This window comes from Cupriavidus sp. KB_39, assembly GCF_052114485.1.
In the GTDB taxonomy this organism is placed as follows: Bacteria; Pseudomonadota; Gammaproteobacteria; order Burkholderiales; family Burkholderiaceae; genus Cupriavidus.
The window spans coordinates 1-18,392 of record NZ_JBFREV010000056.1 but is presented as its reverse complement, the minus strand read 5'-3'; the positions used below and the strand labels follow the sequence as shown (position 1 = coordinate 18,392).

19 protein-coding genes and 2 tRNA genes are annotated in these 18,392 nt (G+C 65.3%); 11 read left to right on the top strand and 10 right to left on the bottom strand.

The features are described 5' to 3' along the window. Nucleotides 1-188 precede the first annotated feature (188 nt). From hemW to AB4Z27_RS26880, 5 genes are all read right to left on the bottom strand, one after another. Entirely contained in the window at nt 189-1,457 is a 1,269-nt protein-coding gene (hemW, locus tag AB4Z27_RS26900) for a radical SAM family heme chaperone HemW (RefSeq protein ID WP_441645693.1), read from the bottom strand. Continuing rightward, nucleotides 1,454-2,068 (bottom strand): RdgB/HAM1 family non-canonical purine NTP pyrophosphatase, encoded by a 615-nt coding sequence (rdgB, locus tag AB4Z27_RS26895; protein WP_092293271.1) that lies wholly within the window; start codon nt 2,066-2,068, stop codon nt 1,454-1,456. The genes hemW and rdgB overlap by 4 nt, the downstream gene beginning before the upstream one ends. 35 nt (nt 2,069-2,103) lie before the next feature. Continuing rightward, complete coding sequence (rph, locus tag AB4Z27_RS26890; protein WP_092292233.1) at nt 2,104-2,820, bottom strand: ribonuclease PH; 717 nt, start codon at nt 2,818-2,820, stop codon at nt 2,104-2,106. 85 nt (nt 2,821-2,905) lie between these two features. Next, on the bottom strand, nt 2,906-3,820 hold the full coding sequence (locus tag AB4Z27_RS26885) for a PP2C family protein-serine/threonine phosphatase (RefSeq protein ID WP_092292235.1): 915 nt from the start codon (nt 3,818-3,820) through the stop codon (nt 2,906-2,908). A 60-nt stretch (nt 3,821-3,880) separates the two neighbouring features. Continuing rightward, nucleotides 3,881-4,927: a serine/threonine protein kinase gene (locus AB4Z27_RS26880; RefSeq protein WP_092292237.1), complete on the bottom strand. Its 1,047-nt coding sequence runs from the start codon at nt 4,925-4,927 to the stop codon at nt 3,881-3,883. A 247-nt stretch (nt 4,928-5,174) separates the two neighbouring features. On the opposite strand from AB4Z27_RS26880, the gene AB4Z27_RS26875 reads away from it, so the two are divergent. From AB4Z27_RS26875 to AB4Z27_RS26860, 4 genes are all read left to right on the top strand, one after another. After that, nucleotides 5,175-6,110, top strand: coding sequence for a YicC/YloC family endoribonuclease (locus AB4Z27_RS26875; RefSeq protein ID WP_092292239.1), 936 nt, complete (start codon nt 5,175-5,177; stop codon nt 6,108-6,110). Nucleotides 6,111-6,120: 10 nt separating this feature from the next. Beyond that, nucleotides 6,121-6,795, top strand: a complete 675-nt coding sequence (gene gmk, locus AB4Z27_RS26870) for a guanylate kinase (RefSeq protein WP_092292241.1) — start codon at nt 6,121-6,123, stop codon at nt 6,793-6,795. Nucleotides 6,796-6,892: 97 nt separating this feature from the next. Next, the gene (rpoZ, locus tag AB4Z27_RS26865) at nt 6,893-7,096 is read left to right on the top strand and encodes a DNA-directed RNA polymerase subunit omega (protein ID WP_006578656.1); all 204 of its coding nucleotides are present in this window, start codon (nt 6,893-6,895) and stop codon (nt 7,094-7,096) included. Between the two features lie 316 nt (nt 7,097-7,412). After that, nucleotides 7,413-9,830 carry a RelA/SpoT family protein gene (locus tag AB4Z27_RS26860; RefSeq protein ID WP_092293273.1) on the top strand — a complete coding sequence of 806 codons (2,418 nt, stop codon included), beginning with the start codon at nt 7,413-7,415 and terminating at the stop codon, nt 9,828-9,830. 3 nt (nt 9,831-9,833) lie between these two features. Here AB4Z27_RS26860 and greB read toward each other — a convergent pair whose 3' ends face one another. Continuing rightward, the gene (gene greB, locus AB4Z27_RS26855) at nt 9,834-10,403 is read right to left on the bottom strand and encodes a transcription elongation factor GreB (protein WP_092292243.1); all 570 of its coding nucleotides are present in this window, start codon (nt 10,401-10,403) and stop codon (nt 9,834-9,836) included. A 125-nt stretch (nt 10,404-10,528) separates the two neighbouring features. Here greB and AB4Z27_RS26850 point away from each other — a divergent pair. From AB4Z27_RS26850 to AB4Z27_RS26835, 4 genes are all read left to right on the top strand, one after another. Then, nucleotides 10,529-10,605: transfer RNA gene (locus AB4Z27_RS26850), tRNA-Arg, on the top strand. A 139-nt stretch (nt 10,606-10,744) separates the two neighbouring features. Continuing rightward, complete coding sequence (locus AB4Z27_RS26845) at nt 10,745-11,023, top strand: hypothetical protein (protein ID WP_092292245.1); 279 nt, start codon at nt 10,745-10,747, stop codon at nt 11,021-11,023. A 160-nt stretch (nt 11,024-11,183) separates the two neighbouring features. Next, nucleotides 11,184-11,423: a hypothetical protein gene (locus tag AB4Z27_RS26840; protein WP_441645692.1), complete on the top strand. Its 240-nt coding sequence runs from the start codon at nt 11,184-11,186 to the stop codon at nt 11,421-11,423. A gap of 122 nt (nt 11,424-11,545) precedes the next feature. Then, a tRNA-Met gene (locus tag AB4Z27_RS26835) sits at nt 11,546-11,621 on the top strand. Nucleotides 11,622-11,714: 93 nt separating this feature from the next. Here AB4Z27_RS26835 and AB4Z27_RS26830 read toward each other — a convergent pair. Further along, a complete protein-coding gene (locus AB4Z27_RS26830) occupies nt 11,715-11,978 on the bottom strand; it encodes a hypothetical protein (RefSeq protein ID WP_092292249.1) in 264 nt (87 codons plus the stop codon). 56 nt (nt 11,979-12,034) lie between these two features. Next, on the bottom strand, nt 12,035-12,316 hold the full coding sequence (locus AB4Z27_RS26825) for a hypothetical protein (protein ID WP_092292251.1): 282 nt from the start codon (nt 12,314-12,316) through the stop codon (nt 12,035-12,037). A gap of 229 nt (nt 12,317-12,545) precedes the next feature. Between AB4Z27_RS26825 and AB4Z27_RS26820 the strand changes: the two genes are divergently transcribed. From AB4Z27_RS26820 to lpxO, 3 genes are all read left to right on the top strand, one after another. Beyond that, complete coding sequence (locus AB4Z27_RS26820; RefSeq protein ID WP_441645691.1) at nt 12,546-13,961, top strand: DUF2252 domain-containing protein; 1,416 nt, start codon at nt 12,546-12,548, stop codon at nt 13,959-13,961. Nucleotides 13,962-14,000: 39 nt separating this feature from the next. Next, nucleotides 14,001-14,312, top strand: coding sequence for a hypothetical protein (locus tag AB4Z27_RS26815; RefSeq protein WP_092292255.1), 312 nt, complete (start codon nt 14,001-14,003; stop codon nt 14,310-14,312). 111 nt (nt 14,313-14,423) lie between these two features. Beyond that, nucleotides 14,424-15,326, top strand: a complete 903-nt coding sequence (gene lpxO / locus AB4Z27_RS26810; RefSeq protein WP_441645690.1) for a lipid A hydroxylase LpxO — start codon at nt 14,424-14,426, stop codon at nt 15,324-15,326. Between the two features lie 24 nt (nt 15,327-15,350). Here lpxO and AB4Z27_RS26805 read toward each other — a convergent pair whose 3' ends face one another. Together AB4Z27_RS26805 and AB4Z27_RS26800 are read right to left on the bottom strand one after the other, a co-directional pair. Next, complete coding sequence (locus AB4Z27_RS26805; protein WP_441645689.1) at nt 15,351-16,883, bottom strand: sensor domain-containing diguanylate cyclase; 1,533 nt, start codon at nt 16,881-16,883, stop codon at nt 15,351-15,353. A 90-nt stretch (nt 16,884-16,973) separates the two neighbouring features. Continuing rightward, nucleotides 16,974-18,392: aminotransferase-like domain-containing protein (locus AB4Z27_RS26800; protein WP_441645688.1), on the bottom strand; the 1,419-nt coding region annotated here is incomplete at its 5' end.

Sequence of the window (18,392 nt, the reverse complement as noted above, 5' to 3'; positions counted from 1 at the left end):
CGCTGTCTATTTCATGGCGTTTGGCGATCTCACCATAGCCTGCCTGACCGTCCAGGTAGCTCTGGATAACTGTCAGCCTGAACTGCTCCGAGTACCGATACATGAAAACACCCCAAAAGTTGGTGTCCAACTTTTGGGGTGCAGTTCAACATGCGTGGCTTTTTTCATTGGGGCAGGAGGGCGCCGGCTCAGTCCTTCAGGAACATCTCCTGGAGGTCGTTCAGGAAGCGCCGGCCCAGTTCGGTCGGGCGGATCGTGGCGAGGTCGGCTTCCAGCAGGCCCTTCTTCTCGGCCTCGGCCAGCGTCTTGCTGATGGTGTGCAGCGGCAGGCCGGTGTAGTCGTGAAAGCTCGATGCCGGCACGCCGTCGGTCAGCCGCAGCGCGTTGAGCATGAACTCGAACGGCAGTTCGTCGGCGCTCACATCGCGTGATTCCTGCACGGCGTTGCCGGCCATCGCCTCGCGCATGTAGGTGGCGGGGTGTTTGTGCCGCATCTGGCGCAGTACCCGGTGCGGGAACGACAGTTTGCCGTGCGCGCCCGCCCCRATGCCGAGGTAATCGCCAAAACRCCAGTAATTGAGGTTGTGCCGCGCCTCCCGGTGCGGCTTGCCGTAGGCCGAGGTCTCGTAGTGGCGGAAGCCGGCCTCGCCGGTGCGGGCGTCGATGATGTCCTGCATCTCGTAGGCGATGTCCTCGTCCGGCAGTGCGGGCGGGTACTTGGCGAACAGCGTGTTCGGCTCCAGCGTCAGGTGGTACATCGACAGGTGCGTGGTGCCATAGGCCAGCGCCGCTTCGAGGTCGCGCACGCATTCCTCCACGGTCTGGCCCGGCAGCGCGTACATCAGGTCGAGGTTCACGTTGTCAAAGCTGGCCTGCGCGATGTCGATGGCCGCGCGCGCCTCGCGCTCGCCGTGGATGCGGCCCAGCGCCTGGAGATGCCGGTCGCTGAAGCTCTGGATGCCGATCGACAGCCGGTTGATGCCGCTCGCGCGATAGCTCGCGAACCGCTCGGCCTCGAAGGTGCCGGGGTTGGCTTCCATCGTGATCTCGGCGTCGGCATCGAGCGGCAGCAGTGCGCGGATATCCGACAGCAGCCGGTCCATGCCGGCGGCGGACAGCAGGCTCGGCGTGCCCCCGCCGATGAACACCGTATGCACGGGGCGGCCCCAGACCAGCGGCAGCGATTGTTCCAGGTCGGCGCGCAGGGCGTCGAGGTAGGCGTCTTCGGGGATGTCGTGGCTGTCTTGTCCGCCGACGGTGCCCGGCGCCGCGTGCGAGTTGAAATCGCAATACGGACACTTGCGCACGCACCACGGGATGTGGACGTAGAGCGAGAGCGGCGGGGAGCCGGGCAGGGCGATCTGGCCCGGCTTGAGCCAGAGTTGCTGGTTGTCGGCGGGAGAGACGGGAGCCGAGACAGCCGGCTTGCCGCTGCTGACGGGGTGAATCGGAATCATGCGCGAACCTTCAGGCTGGCCGCCTGGAGCCGGGCCACCAGCCCCTGGAGCGCCAGCGCGCGATGGCTGATGGCGTTTTTCTCTTCCGCGCTCAGTTCGGCGGCCGTCTTGCCGATGCGCGGGAGCAGGAAATGCGGGTCATAGCCGAAACCGCCGGCGCCGCGCGGGGCATCGACCACCTCGCCGGCCCAGGTGCCTTCGGCGATGATCGGGCGCGGGTCGTCGGCATGGCGCACCAGCACCAGCACGCAGTAGTAATGCGCGTGGCGATTGAGCTTGCCGGCCAGCTGCGAGATCAGGTGCGCGTTGTTGGCTGCGTCGGACTTCGGCTTGCCCACGCTTTGCGCGTAGCGGGCCGAGTACACGCCCGGCGCGCCGTCCAGCGCGTCCACGCAGATGCCCGAGTCGTCGGCCAGCGCCGGCATGCCGGCGAGGCGGCTGGCGTGGCGCGCCTTGGCCAGCGCGTTCTCGACGAAGGTCGGATGCGGTTCCTCGGCTTCGGGAATGCCAAGGTCGCCCTGCGGCACCACGTCGATGCCAAGCGGCATCAGCAGCGCGCCGAACTCGCTCAGCTTGCCGGGATTGTTGGAGGCCAGCACAAGGCGTTGCATCGTCATCCCCTTTTGCTTTGCACGTTTCTCGTCGCTTACAGGCCGAGCGCCAGCTTCTGGTGGCGCACGAGGTCGGCAATGCCGGCTTCGGCCAGGCGCGTCATGGCGTCGAGGTCGGCGCGGCTGAACGGCACGCCTTCGGCGGTGCCCTGTACTTCGACGAAGCCGCCGCTGCCGGTCATGACCACGTTCATGTCGGTGTCACAGCTGCTGTCCTCGGCGTAGTCCAGGTCGAGCACGGGGACGCCGTCGACCATGCCCACGGAGACCGCGGCCACGAAGTCAAGAATTGGACTTTTTGCGATCAGGCCATCGGCCAGCATCTTGCTCACGGCGTCATGGGCGGCCACGAAGGCGCCGGTGATGGCGGCCGTGCGGGTGCCGCCGTCGGCCTGGAGCACGTCGCAATCGAGATGGATGGTGTACTCRCCCAGCGCGCCGAGGTCGAACACCGTGCGCATGGCGCGGCCGATCAGGCGCTGGATCTCCTGCGTGCGGCCGGTCTGCTTGCCGCGCGCGGCCTCGCGGTCGGAGCGGGTGTGCGTGGCGCGGGGCAGCATGCCRTACTCGGCCGTGACCCAGCCTTCGCCGCTGCCTTTCTTGTGCGGCGGCACCTTGGCCAGCACGCTGGCCGTGCACAGCACCTTGGTATCGCCAAAGGCACTCAGCACGGCACCTTCCGCGTGGCGGGTGTATTGGCGGGTCAGGGTGATGGGTCGCAGCGCATCGGCTGCGCGTCCGCTGGGTCGCATGGGGATCTTTCGTTGGAATCGGGTGAGACCGCGATTCTAACGCCGGCGGGCCATGCGTGTCCGCCGGAGTCCCGTGCGCGATACCTCAGCGCATGAAATTGGTGGTCTTGTCGATCGCGGCGCGGATCTCGGCAATCGACCGTTCGATCTCTTCCTCGGACAGCAGGTCGCTCTCGTTGCCCGTCCGTTCCAGGATCGACGTGGTGAAGGCGTTCAGCGGCAGGGTGTCGGTCAGCACGGCGTCGTCGTTCGGCACGGTGGCGTCGGCTTCCCACATCATGGCGATGGCTGTGGTGTTGTCGGCACCTTCGCCGGCGTTTTGAAGCGCCTGTTCGATCATGTCCGGGATGGCGTGCACCACCGACAGGCTGGTCACCCGGTCGACAATGACCTTCTCCTCCAGCGCGCCCCACAGGCCGTCCGAGCACAGCATCGCCACGTCGCCCGGTTCCAGGCGCACCGGGCCGCCGATGTCGATCAGCGGCAGGTTGGGCGAGCCGAGGCAGTTGTAGAGCTTGTTGCGCTCGGGGTGGTTGGCGACGTCCATCGGCAGCACGCGCTCCTGCTGGAGCAGGTTTTCGATCTTCGAGTGGTCCCGGGTGCGGGTGAGCAGGGTGCCCTTGCGGATCAGGTACAGGCGCGAGTCCCCGGCGTGGGCCCAGTGGATCTGGCCGTTCTGGATCAGGCAGCAGACCACGGTGGTGCGCGGCACGTCCGCCAGGCGGTTGGCTTCGGCATAGCGATGGATCTCGCGGTGCGCCAGCATGACCGTGTCCTGGAGGAAGTCCGCCGGATTGCGGATGGCCGGGCGGGCCTGGGTCTGGAACTGGCGCGCCAGCGTCTGCAGGGCTTGCTGCGCGGCGACTTCGCCCAGCGCATGGCCACCCAGGCCGTCGGCCAGCACCATCAGCAGGGCATCGCGCGTGAAGCAGTAGCCCATGCGGTCCTGGTTGATACGGCGGCCGCCTTTCCGGCTTTCCTGGTAGACGGAGAATCGCATGTTGTCGTGAGGTTCGGTCAGGGTCAGCCCGGCGGGTGCGCGGGGCCGACGCGTAGTGATTTAATCGCCGCTCTGCGTCGTGGCGGTGTCGTCGCGGCGGCGCAGCAAGGTCATGAAGCGGCTCGTCGCGTTCATGCGTTCGGTAACGGGCCCAGCAGGGTTGGCTGCCGCCGCGGCGGCCGATTGCTCGCCCAGCGCGTTGCTCTGGTCGCGCAACTCCTTCTGAAGGCGGAACACGCTTTGCGGGCGCTCGGACGGCGTGAGCCGGAGGCACCATTCGACGAGGTCCACCAGCCCGTTGGTATAGGTGGCGCGCAGCCGGGAGATCGACTCGCCCATGCGGTCTTCCTTCTCGCGCTGGTTGGCCTCCTGCGGCGGCATGCCGGCCATGCAGGCGTAGAGCGTGGCGCCCAGGCTGTAGATGTCGGTCCAGGGGCCGAGGTCGCTGTGCTTGCCGTAGAGTTCGGGTGCGGCGAAACCGGGGGTGTACATCGGCTGGAAGCGGGCGGCTTCCATGGTCAGGATCTGCCGCGCGGCGCCGAAGTCGAGCAGGATCGGCGATTCGTCCTCGCGCAGGTAGATATTGCCGGGCTTGATATCCAGGTGCAGCAGCTTGTGGATATGGACTTCGCGCAGGCCGCTCATCAGGTCGTGGAACACCTTGCGGATGAACCGCTCGCGCAGCACCTTGGGCTTGCCCTGCTGCCGGGCCTGCAGGATATGCTCCTGCAGCGTCTTRCCCAGCTCGTAGTTCATGACCATGTAGACCGTGGAGTTCTCGCGGAAGAAATTCACCACGCGCACCACGCTCGGATGGGAAATGCGCGCCAGCGAGCGGCCTTCCTCGAAGAAATATTTCAGGCCCAGGCGAAACGAGGCCGCGTTCTCTTCCGGGACGACCGGAATCAGCTCGCCCGGGTTGCGGCGGGCCAGCGAGGACGGCAGGTATTCCTTGATGGCCACCGGGGCGCCGGTTTCATCGGTGGCGAGGTAGACGAAACTGAACCCCCCGCTGGCCAACTTCTTTACAATACGGTAGTTGGCCAGCAGCGTGCCGATGGGCAGCGGCGCACTCTTGGGTTGGTTAGCGCCCTTGGACTCTGTCATAGGATTCGGGACCTCATTTGCTCCCGGATTCTCCCGGCTAATCGATCACTTGTAAAGAAAACATTAGCGGGGACTGTTGCCAAAAATCCGCGTTTTCCAACCGGATTTTTCGTTGATTTTCTGCCCGGCCGGCGCGCTGCCGGCGCCCCCGCCCCGGTGCTGGCTTTGCGCGCCCCGGCGGGCGCGATAACCGCTCCGATTTACCCGTATTTCGACCCTTTCCGACTCTTACGCGAGATAACCGACAATGATCCACAGCATGACAGGGTATGGCCTGGCGACGCGCCAGGCGCCGCTGACAAACGCCAAGGGCGAGCCCAGCGGCCGGACCGCATCGGTTTCGGTGGAATTCCGGACTGTCAATTCGCGTTTTCTCGACCTGTTGTTCCGCGCCCCCGAGGAATGTCGCGCGTTCGAGCCCGCCCTGCGCGAGATGCTCATGGGCGAGCTGTCGCGCGGCAAGCTGGAATGCCGTATCAACCTGCAGCGCACCGATACCGGCGGCGCCACGCTGGCGCTGAACCAGGGCTTGCTGGACCAGATCCGCGCGCTGGAGTCCACCGTGGCCGCCACCTTCAGCGGCGCCGGTTCGCTGCGCATGGGCGAGATCCTGCGCTGGCCCGGCGTGCTGGTCGAGCCGGAACTGTCGCAGGAATCCCTGCGCGAGGCCGTCACGGGTGCCGCCCGTGAGGCGTTGAACCAGTTGCTGGAAGCGCGCCGGCGCGAGGGCGAGGCCCTCAAGGCCACGCTGATGGAGCGCATCGACGCGATGCTGGCCATCGTCGAGCGCCTGACGCCGACCATCCCCCAACTGATCGCCCATCATCAGGAAAAGCTGACCGAGCGCCTCCAGGAGGCGTTCAACCTGGCCGCGCCGTCCGGCATGCCGTCGATGAGCCGCGACGAGATCGGCGAGCGCATTCGCCAGGAAGCCACGGTGTACGGCATCCGCATCGATATTGCCGAGGAACTGTCGCGCCTGCAGGCCCACCTCAACGAAACGCGGCATATCCTGAAGAAGGGCGGGCAGGTCGGCAAGCGGCTCGACTTCATGATGCAGGAGCTGAACCGCGAGGCGAACACGCTCGGCTCGAAGGCCGCCGCCAAGGAGTTGGCCGATGCGTCGATGGAGCTCAAGCTGCTGATCGAGCAGATGCGCGAACAGATCCAGAATCTCGAATAAGTCCTAAACCATGAGTGAAACGTCCCACACCGCGTCCCAGTCCGCGCCGCACGTCGCCATCGACACCGCCTACCCCGGCAACCTGTTCATGGTGGTGGCCCCGTCCGGGGCCGGCAAGTCCACGCTGGTGAACAAGCTGCTGTCGCAGGATTCGGCCATCCGCCTGTCGATCTCGCACACCACGCGCAAGCCGCGCCCGGGCGAGCAAAACGGCCGCGAGTACCATTTCACGACCGTGGACGAGTTCCGCGTCGCGCGCGACCGGGGAGAATTCCTGGAATGGGCCGAGGTGCATGGCAATTACTACGCCACGTCCCAGGTCTGGATCGAGCAGCAGATGGCCCAGGGCAACGACGTGCTGCTCGAAATCGACTGGCAGGGCGCCCAGCAGGTGCACAAGCGGTTCTCGAACGCGGTGGAGATCTTCATCCTGCCGCCGTCGCTGACCGCGCTCGAGGAGCGGCTCAAGAAACGCGGCCAGGACGAGCCGAACGTGATCGTGCGCCGCCTGCTGGCCGCGGGCAGCGAAATGTCGCATGCGTCGGAATCGGATTACGTCATCATCAACGAGGTGTTCGATGACGCGCTGGCGCAGCTGAAAGACGTCGTCCGTGCCACCCGTCTGCGCTTTTCGTCGCAGAAGGCACGTCACAACGAGCTGTTCATCGAGCTGGGCATTCACTGACCGAAGGTCGGTGCCCAAGGGTCGGCCGGAACGTTTTCGGCCGCGTGCTGTAAAATGACGGCCTGTCGAACAGGTTTTGTCTCAAGGTGGATTCAATATGGCGCGTATTACCGTCGAAGATTGTCTGAAACACATCCCGAACCGCTTTGAGCTTGCGCTCGCCGCGACGTATCGGGCACGCCAGCTGGTGCAGGGCCACACGCCCAAGGTTGAGGCCAAGGACAAGCCCACCGTGGTGGCGCTGCGCGAGATCGCGTCCGGTCAGGTCGGCATCGAGATGCTGAAGAAGGTACCGACCTGATTGCCAGGGCGGCCTGTGGTGCATCGTTGTCTCGCGTACGTGCGGATTCAGCCGCGCATTCGTCCGGATTCCAGGGGCCGCCCCCATGTCTTCATCGTCGTCCAAGTCCGCGATCCATCCCGCGATCGTCCTGCCGGGTCCGCCCGGCGTACGGACGGACGGCGAACGGCCGGCACCGGGCCCCGTTGCCGCCGCCAGCGTGGCCCCGGGCGCCCCTTTGCCTGCCACGCCCTCCGCACTGCCGGTGTCGGTCGGCTTGCCGCCTGCGCCGCCGGGTTCACCCGGGGGTAGGCGCACCATGTCTGGCCAGATGCCGATGACCGCCCGAACCGGCGCCCCGAACCTGCCCGATCCGCTCGGCGACAACGTCGTCGGGGAACGGTCTGTCGTGCCGCCGCTGCAAGGCAAGTCACGTGCTGGGTTGGCCAACGACCTCGTGGCCGAGCCCATCGAGGGCACCCTGCCTGCCGCGCCGGCGGGCGAATTGTTCATCGACGCAGTGCTGGCGCAGTCATACCGGCACTTCTTCGGTCCGACCTCGCAGCCGGCCGTCCCGCCGCGCCAGCAGGTCATCTCCATCTCCCGGCTGATGGAGACGCTCACCTACCTGAAGCCCGCCGATCAGGCGCTGGTGCGCGAAGCCTTCCAGTTTTCCGACGAAGCCCACCTGGGCCAGTACCGCCAGAGCGGCGAGCCGTACATCACCCACCCGGTGGCGGTGGCGGAACTGTGCGCGGACTGGAAGCTGGACGTCCAGTCGATCATGGCCGCGCTGCTCCATGACGTGATGGAGGACCAGGGCATCACCAAGAGCGAACTGGCCGAGAAATTCGGTCCCAAGGTCGCGGAACTGGTGGATGGCCTGACCAAGTTGGACAAGCTCGAATTCCAGAGCCGCGAGCAGGCGCAGGCGGAAAGCTTCCGCAAGATGCTGCTGGCGATGGCGCGCGATGTGCGGGTGATCCTGGTCAAGCTGGCCGATCGCACGCACAACATGCGGACGCTCGATTTCGTGCCGCCCGAGAAGCGGCGCCGGATCGCGCTCGAAACCATGGAGATCTACGCGCCGATCGCGCATCGGCTGGGTCTCAACACGATTTACCGCGAGCTCCAGGAACTGTCGTTCAAGGTGGGCTCGCCGTTCCGCTACGCTACGCTCGAGAAGGCCGTCAAGGCCGCGCGCGGCAACCGGCGCGAGGTGGTCAAGCGCATCCTGGAAGCCGCCGAGCGCGCGCTGGCCGACGCCGGCATCGTGGCCGAGCTGTCCGGGCGCGAAAAGACGCTGTACAGCATCTATCGCAAGATGCACGACAAGCAGCTGTCGTTCTCGCAGGTGCTGGACGTCTACGGCTTCCGCGTGGTCGTGGAAACGCAGATGCACTGCTACATGGCGATGGGCGCGCTGCACAGCTTGTACAAGCCGATGCCGGGCAAGTTCAAGGACTACATCGCAATTCCGAAGATCAACGGCTACCAGTCGCTCCACACGACGCTGGTGGGCCCGTTCGGCACGCCGGTGGAGTTCCAGATCCGCACGCGCGGCATGCACCAGATTGCCGAGGCCGGCGTGGCTGCGCACTGGATGTACAAGCACCAGGCCGATCACGCCAACGATATCCAGCAGCAGGCGCACCAGTGGCTCCAGTCGCTGCTGGACATCCAGAGCCAGACCGGCGACTCGCAGGAGTTCCTGGAGCACGTCAAGATCGACCTGTTCCCGGACGCGGTCTACGTGTTCACGCCGAAGGGCCATATCCGCGCGCTGCCACGCGGCGCCACCGCGCTGGACTTCGCCTACGCGGTGCACAGCGACCTCGGCAACCAGTGCGTGGCGGTCAAGATCAACAACGAGTTGTTGCCGCTGCGTACCGAGCTGAAGAGCGGCGATATCGTCGAGGTGGTCACGGCGCCGTACTCGAAGCCAAATCCGGCGTGGCTCGCCTTCGTCCGCACGGGCAAGGCGCGCGCGGCGATCCGACATTACCTGAAGACGACCAAGCTCGACGAGGCCATCCAGCTGGGCGAACGCCTGCTGGAGCAGTCGGCGCGCCAGCTTGGCATCGAGCTCAAGGCGGTGCCGCAGGCGGTCTGGGATCGCATGATCCAGTGGACCGGCAACAAGCACAAGGAAGACATCTTCGCCGACCTGGCGCTCGGCCGCCGCGTGCCGGCGGTGGTGGCGCGGCGCATGGAGATCCTGCTGCAGGAGCTGTCCGGCGACGTCGACAGCGCGCTGCTGGCTGCCGTGCAGACCTTCGCGGGCGAGGAAGCGCCGGCCGTGCCGATTACCGGCGACGAAGGCATGTCGATGATCTTCTCGGCCTGCTGCCGGCCGATTCCCGGCGATTCGATCGTCGGCTATCTCGGCAAGGGCGAGGGGTTGCAGATCCACGTGCAGGATTGCAAGGTGGCCAAGCGGCTGCACAGCAAGGACCCGGAGCACTGGATCGAGGTCATGTGGGCCAAGAAGACGACCCGCGCCTTCGACGTGTCGATCAAGGTCATGGTGCGCAACGTGAAGGGCATCGTGGCGCGCGTGGCCGCGGACCTGACCGCCGCCGACGCCAACGTGGCCCACGTGGCCATGGAGCAGCAGCAGGGCGGCCACCAGGAAGCCACGTACATGCAGTTCGTGATCCAGGTCCAGAACCGCCTGCACCTGGCCAACGTGATGCGCGGGCTGCGGCGCAACCCGGACGTGATCCGGATCTTCCGCGACCGCAACGACGGCTGACGCCTAGTTCACCGCGCCCTTCGCCGGGTAACGGACTTCCAATATATCGATCTGTTCCATCCCGGCCGGCGTGCGCAGCGGCACGGTGTCGCCCTCGCGCGCCTTGATCAGTGCCTTGGCGATCGGCGAAATCCAGCTCACATGGTTGTTGTCGAGGTCCACCTCGTCCATGCCGACGATGGTGATCGTGGTTTCGTCGCCGGACTGGTTCGCATAGGTGACCGTGGCGCCGAAGAAGACCTGGTCGTTGTCGCCCTGCAGCGAGGGGTCGACGACTTCGGCCTTGTCGAGCCGGCGCGTGAGAAAGCGGATGCGGCGATCGATCTCGCGCAGCCGCTTCTTGCCATAGAGATAGTCCCCGTTCTCGGAGCGGTCGCCGTTGGAGGCGGCCCAGGAGACGATCTGCACCACCTCGGGACGGTCCACGTCGATCAGGTGCATCAGCTCGTCGCGCAGGCGGTTGTAGCCCGTGGCGGTAATGTAGTTCTTGGTGCCGGCAGGCACCGGCGTGGCGCCCTCGGGCAGGTCGTCGTCATCATCGTCCGACGACTCTTTGACAAAAGCCTTGTTCATGGTCCGGATCACTTCTTCGGGTAGTCATTATAGGAAGTTGCGCGGCCGGAGCGCGCCGGGCGAAAAAAATGCGGCGTAGGGGGTTCACAAAATTGAAAACTTCTATATAATCTCATTTCTCGAGTGCGGCTGTAGCTCAGTTGGATAGAGTACTTGGCTACGAACCAAGGGGTCGTGGGTTCGAATCCTGCCAGCCGCACCACCTATCGAGTCAAAAAGGGCTTCCGGAAACGGAAGCCCTTTTTGCATTCCCTCCCCGCATTTCCCTTCCCTCCCGGAACACTCCGCCCGCATACCGCTCAAACCTGCATCGGTCCTTGTCGATCGCACGGAGAACGCGCATGAACCAGGATGAATGGCGGGTAGAGGGCTATCGGGGCATGGATGCCTACGTGCTGCTGTCGTCGCATCGGCAGGCCGTGGCTGGCAGCGTGTCTGATACGGAAACGTACGGCTACGAGGTGCGCATCGCGCAGGAGGGTGTCGATCCCTCCGATACCGGCGATACGGAGATCCTCTCCAGCGGCGGCCACGAATTTGCCACGCGGCACGCTGCCGAAGTGGCGGCTTTCAGTGCCGCCTATGCACTCATCGACAAACTTTTAGGACCGGTCAGATAGACAGCAAAGTTCCTTGCGGGTAGCGCAATGACGTATGTCACGGCGTGACCTGCCTGTCGGGGCGGAACTTGATCTGGATCATTTTTGATCGGTGGGGTGGCACCTAGGCTGGATGTGRAGCGCGATGTTCGCGCCTTGCAGCAGACCGGAGGTAGCCACCATGTCCGAGTATGAAGGATTCAAGATCGTCTACGAGGTGATCCATTTGCCGAAGGGCAAGTGGGGGATCGTGATCGAGATCATCCGGCGCGTGGACGGCGAAATCCTGATGGCTCGCCACAATCCTTTTCCGAGCCATCCTTTCGATACGAAGCTCGAGGCGCTCGAGCATGTGAACCRCTACRTCGCTTCGACGCTCGATGATCTCGATGACGCGCACACGGTGCGGCGGATCGCATGATCCGCATCGGTGATGCACAAAAAGAAAACGCCCTTCGCGGGCGTGTTCTTCTTCACGGTGCAGAAAGTGGAAATAGTGTTTGCCTTATGCGGGACGATCCCCCATAATCCATCTCCTTCGGACGCGGGGTGGAGCAGTTGGCAGCTCGTCGGGCTCATAACCCGAAGGTCGCAGGTTCAAGTCCTGCCCCCGCAACCAACACCTCTGAAGCCCTCTTCAAAAACCTCTGCCGATCACGGCAGAGCGTTCCTGGCAGTACTTTCCAAAGTTCGTAATTTCAACGCCTGACGCTTACGCGTGCACCAGCGACGCCGCCTTCGCGAACGTATCGCGCACTTGCGGCTGGCCTTCGCGCTCCGCCGCCTCGGCACGATCGGTGAGGCGGCCCTTGAGCACGGCGATATTGCCGCCGCCGCCCAGCTTGGTCGATGCATCGCGCATCAGTTGCGTGAGTTCCTGCGTCACGTCAGCACCATCGAAGGCGCTGACCGACAGCGCGGACACGCGCTCCAGAAAATTGTTGACCAGCGCTTCATCATGTTGCGGTTCGGGCATGGCTGCTCCTTGTCGAACGATTGAGAGAGGCGATGTGAGACGCAGGGCCGGCGGGATCAGGACCGGGGCAGTTGCGGCGTGATGCGCCGTCGGGCGGGCTTCAGCGCCCGCGTGGGCCAGAGCACGTAGTTCGTATGCGGGTCCATCGGCTTGCCGAAGTACGAGACCCACACCTGCACGCCTTGTTCGGTTTCGGAAACGATCGCGGCCACGGCACGGGCGGCGACGGAAGGGGACTTGAGCAGATCGGCCAGGGCTTCCACGCCCTGGACCACATGGTGCTTCACCCCCCTGAACCACACGTACTGACGCATGGCTGCAAGAAAATTCTTTGTCATGGACTCGACGGTTCCTTGTTGTAGTGCTGCGAGATGAGACCCAAGCTTACACGCTTAGTTGTGACACCTTTGTAGGGAGGCGTCTGATTTTTCCGCAAAGGCACGGCCGAATGTGATGCATGCGACGTGCGCTGCCAAATTGACATTGGGCGACGCTTGTCTTAGCTTCGTTACATACTCTGCACATCGCTGTTTCCTGAATCGTTGTCCCGGCCCAAGGCATGGAGGCATGGTGGAACATGTAGCGGATCTGAACGAACGGCGCGCCCGTGGCAAGGCSCTGCGCCAACTGGTGCCGCGACGGACACACGCAGCGGTCGGCAACGTGGATCGGGACCCGATTCCGCTACTCGAGACCAGCAGCGCTGGCCGGGTGGAGCGGCTGGTGCCCTTGCGCTACGGGCGCATGATCCAGTCCCCGTTTACATTTTTCCGAGGCAGCGCGATCGTCCAGGCGCACGACCTTGCGGGTACGCCGGCCTCGGGCATGACCATCCAGATCTGCGGCGACTGYCACCTCTCGAATTTCGGCGGGTTTGCCACGCCCGAGCGCGCGCTGCTGTTCGATGTGAACGATTTCGACGAGACCAGTCCAGGCCCGTGGGAGTGGGACCTGAAGCGGCTCACCGCCAGCATGGTCGTCGCCGCGCGCCACCTGCGTCACAGCAAGACTGCCGCCGACAATATGGTCTGCGAAGTGGTCAACAGCTATCGCGACCGCATGGCCATGTATGCGGAAATGGGCGTGCTGGAAACCTGGTACGACCGCATTACGTTCGACCGCCTGCTGGCCGAGGCACTCAACCCCACGGCCCAGAAGGAGATCCGCCGCGCGATGGAGCGTGCCGCCACGCGTACGCATGAGACCCTGCTGCCGAAGCTGAGCGCGCGCTCAGGGCACCGCTGGCGCATCCTGGACGCCCCGCCGGCCGTCTTCCATATCCGGGGCGAGCAAACGCTGTTCACGAAGGACGACGACTGGCTGAAGAAGAGCGTCGATGCCGACGTGATCGCCAAGTGCTTCAGCGATTACACCTCCACGCTGGCCGCCGATCGCCGCGAACTGCTCTCGCATTTCATCTCCCAGGACATCGCCTTCAAGGTGGTGGGCGTGGGCAGCGTRGGCACGCGCTGCCTGATCCAGCTACTCACGGACAGCCATGACAAGCCGCTGTTCCTCCAGTTCAAGGAGGCCACGCAATCGGTGGTGGCGCGTTATTTCAAGTCCCCGGCGGTGACGCACGAGGGCCGGCGCGTGGTGGAAGGGCAGCGCCTGATGCAGGCCGCCAGCGACCTGTTCCTGGGTTGGACCAAGGGGCCCTCCGGCCGCCACTTCTACGCCCGGCAGTTGCGCGACATGAAATTCTCGGCCGAGATCGAACTGATGGATGCCGAACTGCTGACCGGCTACGGGCGCGTGTGCGGCCGGGCGCTGGCCCGCGCGCATGCCAAGGCGAGCAACCTGGCGCCGGAGATCAGCGGCTACCTGGGCACCAGCGACGCCATGGCCGAGGCGCTGGTGGGCTACGCCAACGCCTATGCCGACCAGGTGGACCGCGACTACGAGGCCTTCGCCGCAGCATGCCGGTCGGGGCGGCTCGCCGCGCGTACCGATGCCGACATGGCTGCCGATTTCCAGGTTTGATGCCCGCGTAAAATCAGAATCGTCCTAAGGAGTTTGCCGATGACCGAGGATATGCTGCTGCAACTGATGGTGGAGGTGGAGCGTGCGGACCCCATCGACTACGCCAACCTGCCGTTCGACGATGACGCGCTGCGGGCGCTCGCCTGCAAGCTGATCGCCGAACGATCGACGGAACTGGAGCTGTCGGGGATGTCGCAGGAAGCGCTGTTGGCGACACTCTGGGCGTCCACGGCCAAGCTCGTGCTCGAGAACATCGTGCTCAACGCGCGGCTGCTGACCTTGCAGGGATTGCCCGACGACGCCAAGGCGCTGATCGACCGTATCGCCCGCCAGTCGCGCGGCGGGGCGTGAATCCTCCAGCGATAAAAAGCGGCCCGTGCATCACACGATGCGCGGGGGCCGGCGTTTGGATAAAATACCGGCTTCAATCGGGCCTGGGCCTGATTTCTGGAGGTTTTACGCGTGATCAAGTGGATTATCGTCGCTGCATATCTGGGTGCCATCCTGTATGTGCATTTCCGCGGCAAGGTGCGACTGCCGTTCATGCGCCAGTTGCTCGACCACTCCGCGCTGGTGGCGCCGGTCAACTGCTTCATGTACATGTTCTCGGGCGTGCCGCGTACGCCGTACATTGGCGTCGAGCGGTTCCCGGACCTGGAGAAGCTGCGCGCTGCATGGCCGCAGATTCGTGACGAGGGCCTGGCCCTGGTCGCGATGCGCAAGATCARGGCCGCCGACAAGAATGACGACGCCGGCTTCAACTCGTTCTTCAAGTACGGCTGGAAGCGTTTCTACCTGAAATGGTACGAGGCGCAGCACCCGTCCGCCGAGACGTTGTGCCCGAAGACCGTGGCGCTGCTGCGCGAACTGCCGACSGTGAAGGCGGCGATGTTTGCCGAGCTGCCGCCGGGCGGCAAGCTGAACCCGCACCGCGACCCGTTTGCCGGCTCGCTGCGCTATCACCTSGGRCTGTCCACGCCGAACGACGACCGCTGCTTCATCGAGGTGGACGGCGAGCGCCATAGCTGGCGCGACGGGCACGGCGTGGTGTTCGATGAAACCTACCTGCACTGGGCCGAGAACCGCAGCGACAAGGATCGCCTGATCCTGTTCTGCGACATCGAGCGTCCGATGCGCTATCGCTGGACCGCCGCGGTCAACCACTGGTTGGGCCGCAAGGTGATGACGGCCGCCAGCTCGCCGAACGAGGAATCCGACCAGACCGGCGCCATCAACAAGCTGTTCCGCTTCGTCTGGCTGGGCGGTCAGTACCGCCGCCGCTTCAAGTCCTGGAACAAGAACGTCTACTACGTGACCAAGTTCGGGCTGATCCTCGGCGGCGTCGCGCTGATTGTTTTYCTCTGATTTTTGCGATCGATTTCCCGATAGTCAGGGCTCGGCGGCACCCGTCCGCCGACGCTCGGCGCCCACGGCCTCGTAGTGCGCACGCTTGTCCTCGTACATGCGGCTGTCGGCCAGCTTGACCGTATCGGTCAGCCGGTCGCCCTGCGTGCACGTGGCGGCGCCAATCGAAAACGACAGCCGCGCACCCGGATAGAACTGGTTGTTCAGCTCCACCACCTGCTGGATCTGATCGACCACCGTGGCTGCGCCGCGTTCGTCGTTGCCGGGTAGCAAAACCATGAATTCATCGCCGCCGATGCGGGCCACGCAGGCCTGCTCGCCCACGGCTTTCTTGAGCACCTCGCCCGTGCGGCGCAGCAGCGCGTCGCCGTCGCCGTGGCCGTACTGGTCGTTGACCTGCTTCAGGCCATTGAGGTCCACCGCCACCACGCTGACCGGCCACGGACCCTTGCGGCCCAGGCGCGCCAGTTCATCCTCGTAATACGCGCGGTTGTAGAGCTTGGTCAGCACGTCGTGCTTGCCCAGGAACTCGACGTAGGCCTCGGCCTTCTTGCGCGCGGTGATGTCGGTCAGCGACACCAACACCTGATCCCAGTCCGCCTCCCGGCCCGGGAAGACCGACCACTGCATGAATACGTCCACCGAGCGGCCATCGAGCGCGTAGTTGATAACTTCGCGCTGCTGCCAGAGCTTTTCGTGCCAGAGGTCGATCAGCTGCTCGGCGAAGTGGATGCGCATGTCGTCGCGGAACACGTCGCCCAGCCGGGACAGCAGGATGTCCTTGCTCGGCGCGGCGAACATCGTCAGCGTCTGCTGGTTGACGTCGAGCACGCGGATCTCCTGCATGCAGCGCGAGACGAAGTCCGGGTGCACATTCAGAAAAGTCCGAAAATCGGTGATGCCGGCCGCGCGCACCTCGTCCAGCAGCATCTTCACCGCGCTGAAGTCCTCCACCCAGAGCGAGACCGGCGAGTGTTCGAACAGTCCCTGAGCGTATTGCTGGCTGCGGCGCAGGTCGCGCTCGCTGCGCACGCGCGTGGTGATGTCCTCGATCGACAACAGCACGCGCGACCAGTCCTGCTCGTGGCCCGGCATGACCGTGGCGTCGAGCCGGATGTCGAKCCGTTCGCCGTCRAGCGTGTAGTTGACGGTCTGGCTGGCGAAGTGCCGGCCGCCGTCCCAGAGCTGGCCAAGTTCCTCGACGTGCTGGTCGAACATGTCGTCACGGAACACGGTGTCGAGGTTGGCGACGAGGTCCGCCAGGTCGGCGGCGCGGAAGAGGTCGAGCGTGCGGCGGTTGACGTCGAGCACGCGGATCAGGGCCGAGCAGCGCGCCACTTCGGCCGGGCGCTCGCGCAGATAGGCGCGCAGGTCGGTGACCCCGTCCGCGCGCAGTTGATCGAAGGCCAGCCGCACGGCGCTGAAGTCCTCGAGCCAGAGCGAGACAGGCGCGAGCTGAAACAGCGTTTGATAATCGTCGTCGAGYCGCGAAGCGGCGGGTGCACTGCCCAAGTTTGCTCTCCCTGGTTCTGGTAGTCGGTGTCCGCGCACAAGCATAGGCGAGGGCGCCGCCATTTTGGGACAAATCCTAGCGGAAGTCTCGCARGAACGGTGCCGGGCGCGGGGGAGCGGGAGGGCAGGGCGGCGTCAGGGTGCCAGCCGACGCACCACGCCGGCCACCGTTTCCAACGCGCGTTCGAGCGCCGGCTCGCGCGGATTGCCGCAGTTGAGCCGCAGATAGTGATCGAAGCGGTTCGAATTCGAGAACATCGAGCCAGGCATGACTCGGATGCCATGGCTCAATACCTCCTCGAAGACGGCTTCGGACGACATCCCGGCCGGCAACTCGATCCACAGGTGCAGCCCGCCGCGCGGCAGCGTGAGCCGCGTGCCGGCCGGAAAGCTGCCCGCCACAGCCTGCGCCATCCMTTCGCGCTGGATGCGCAACTGCTCGCGCAGGCGGCGCAGATGGCGCTCGAACGCGCCGGTGCCCATGAAATCGGCCACGGCGATCTGCGCGAGCATCTCGTTGGGGCGCGACAGGCCGAACTTGAGCATCTCCACGCGCGCCTGCCACTTGCCGGCGGCGATCCAGCCCAGCCGCATGCCCGGTGCCAGCACCTTGTGGAGCGAGGCGCAGTGGATCACGTTGCCCGTTGTATCCCACGTCTTGGCCGCCGCGAGCGGGGTCTCGCCCTCGTAGGTGGCGGCGCAGCTATCGTCCTCGATCAGCGTGATGCCGCGCGCCTCGCACCACGCCACCAGGCGCTGCTTGTGCGCGTCGGGCATGACGCAGCCGAGCGGGTTCTGCAGATTCGGCACCACGGCCACGGCCTTGATGTTGTCGTAGGTCTGCGCGGCCAGTTCCAGCGCCTCCAGCGAGATGCCGGTCTGCGGGCTGCACGGGATTTCGAGCGCGCGCATGCCCAGGCTCTCGAGAATCTGCAACAAACCGTAATACGTGGGCGATTCCACGGCGATGACATCGCCAGGCTTGGCCACGGCGCGCAGGGCGAGGTTCAGCGCCTCGGTGCAGCCGTGGGTGACGACGACGTCCTCAGGCGCGAGCTGGATCCGCGAGCGCAGCGCGTGCCGGGCGAGTGCGGCGCGCAGGGACGGGTGGCCGTCCGCCTCGGCTGCGGTGCCGAAGAGATCGGGATAGCGCCGCAGCGCGCGAGCCGTGGCGGTGCGCAGCGCRGCRGTGGGGTAGAGCGAGGGCGCGCCGCACGCGCCGCCAAAGTTGATCTTGATATCGCGATGCTGGCCGCGCGCGAGGATGGCCGAGATACGTTGGTGAATGCCCACGTACTGCGCCGGATCGGGCAAGCCGGTGGCCGGTTCCTCGATCTGCGCCAGCGCCGGGCGCGACGGCGCGCGCACGAAGTAGCCCGAGCGAGGCCGCGCTTCCAGCAGGCCGGCGGTTTCCAGCTCCCGGCACGCCTGGAGCGCCGTGGACAGGCTCACCTCATGCAGCCCCATCAGCGACCGCACCGACGGCATGCGGTCCCCCACGGCCAGCGTGCCGGCGGCGATGGCCTGCCGGTAGTGGCCGGCCACCTGTTGATA

What these genes read in the sequence shown, in the direction of transcription:
- rdgB (WP_092293271.1), bottom strand. Translation starts at nt 2,068, where the DNA reads ATGCAACGCCTTGTGCTGGCCTCCAACAATCCCGGCAAGCTGAGCGAG.
- AB4Z27_RS26885 (WP_092292235.1), bottom strand. Translation starts at nt 3,820, where the DNA reads ATGCGATTCTCCGTCTACCAGGAAAGCCGGAAAGGCGGCCGCCGTATC.
- AB4Z27_RS26875 (WP_092292239.1), top strand. Translation starts at nt 5,175, where the DNA reads ATGATCCACAGCATGACAGGGTATGGCCTGGCGACGCGCCAGGCGCCG.
- gmk (WP_092292241.1), top strand. Translation starts at nt 6,121, where the DNA reads ATGAGTGAAACGTCCCACACCGCGTCCCAGTCCGCGCCGCACGTCGCC.
- rpoZ (WP_006578656.1), top strand. Translation starts at nt 6,893, where the DNA reads ATGGCGCGTATTACCGTCGAAGATTGTCTGAAACACATCCCGAACCGC.
- AB4Z27_RS26860 (WP_092293273.1), top strand. Translation starts at nt 7,413, where the DNA reads ATGACCGCCCGAACCGGCGCCCCGAACCTGCCCGATCCGCTCGGCGAC.
- greB (WP_092292243.1), bottom strand. Translation starts at nt 10,403, where the DNA reads ATGAACAAGGCTTTTGTCAAAGAGTCGTCGGACGATGATGACGACGAC.
- AB4Z27_RS26845 (WP_092292245.1), top strand. Translation starts at nt 10,745, where the DNA reads ATGAACCAGGATGAATGGCGGGTAGAGGGCTATCGGGGCATGGATGCC.
- AB4Z27_RS26830 (WP_092292249.1), bottom strand. Translation starts at nt 11,978, where the DNA reads ATGCCCGAACCGCAACATGATGAAGCGCTGGTCAACAATTTTCTGGAG.
- AB4Z27_RS26825 (WP_092292251.1), bottom strand. Translation starts at nt 12,316, where the DNA reads ATGACAAAGAATTTTCTTGCAGCCATGCGTCAGTACGTGTGGTTCAGG.
- AB4Z27_RS26815 (WP_092292255.1), top strand. Translation starts at nt 14,001, where the DNA reads ATGACCGAGGATATGCTGCTGCAACTGATGGTGGAGGTGGAGCGTGCG.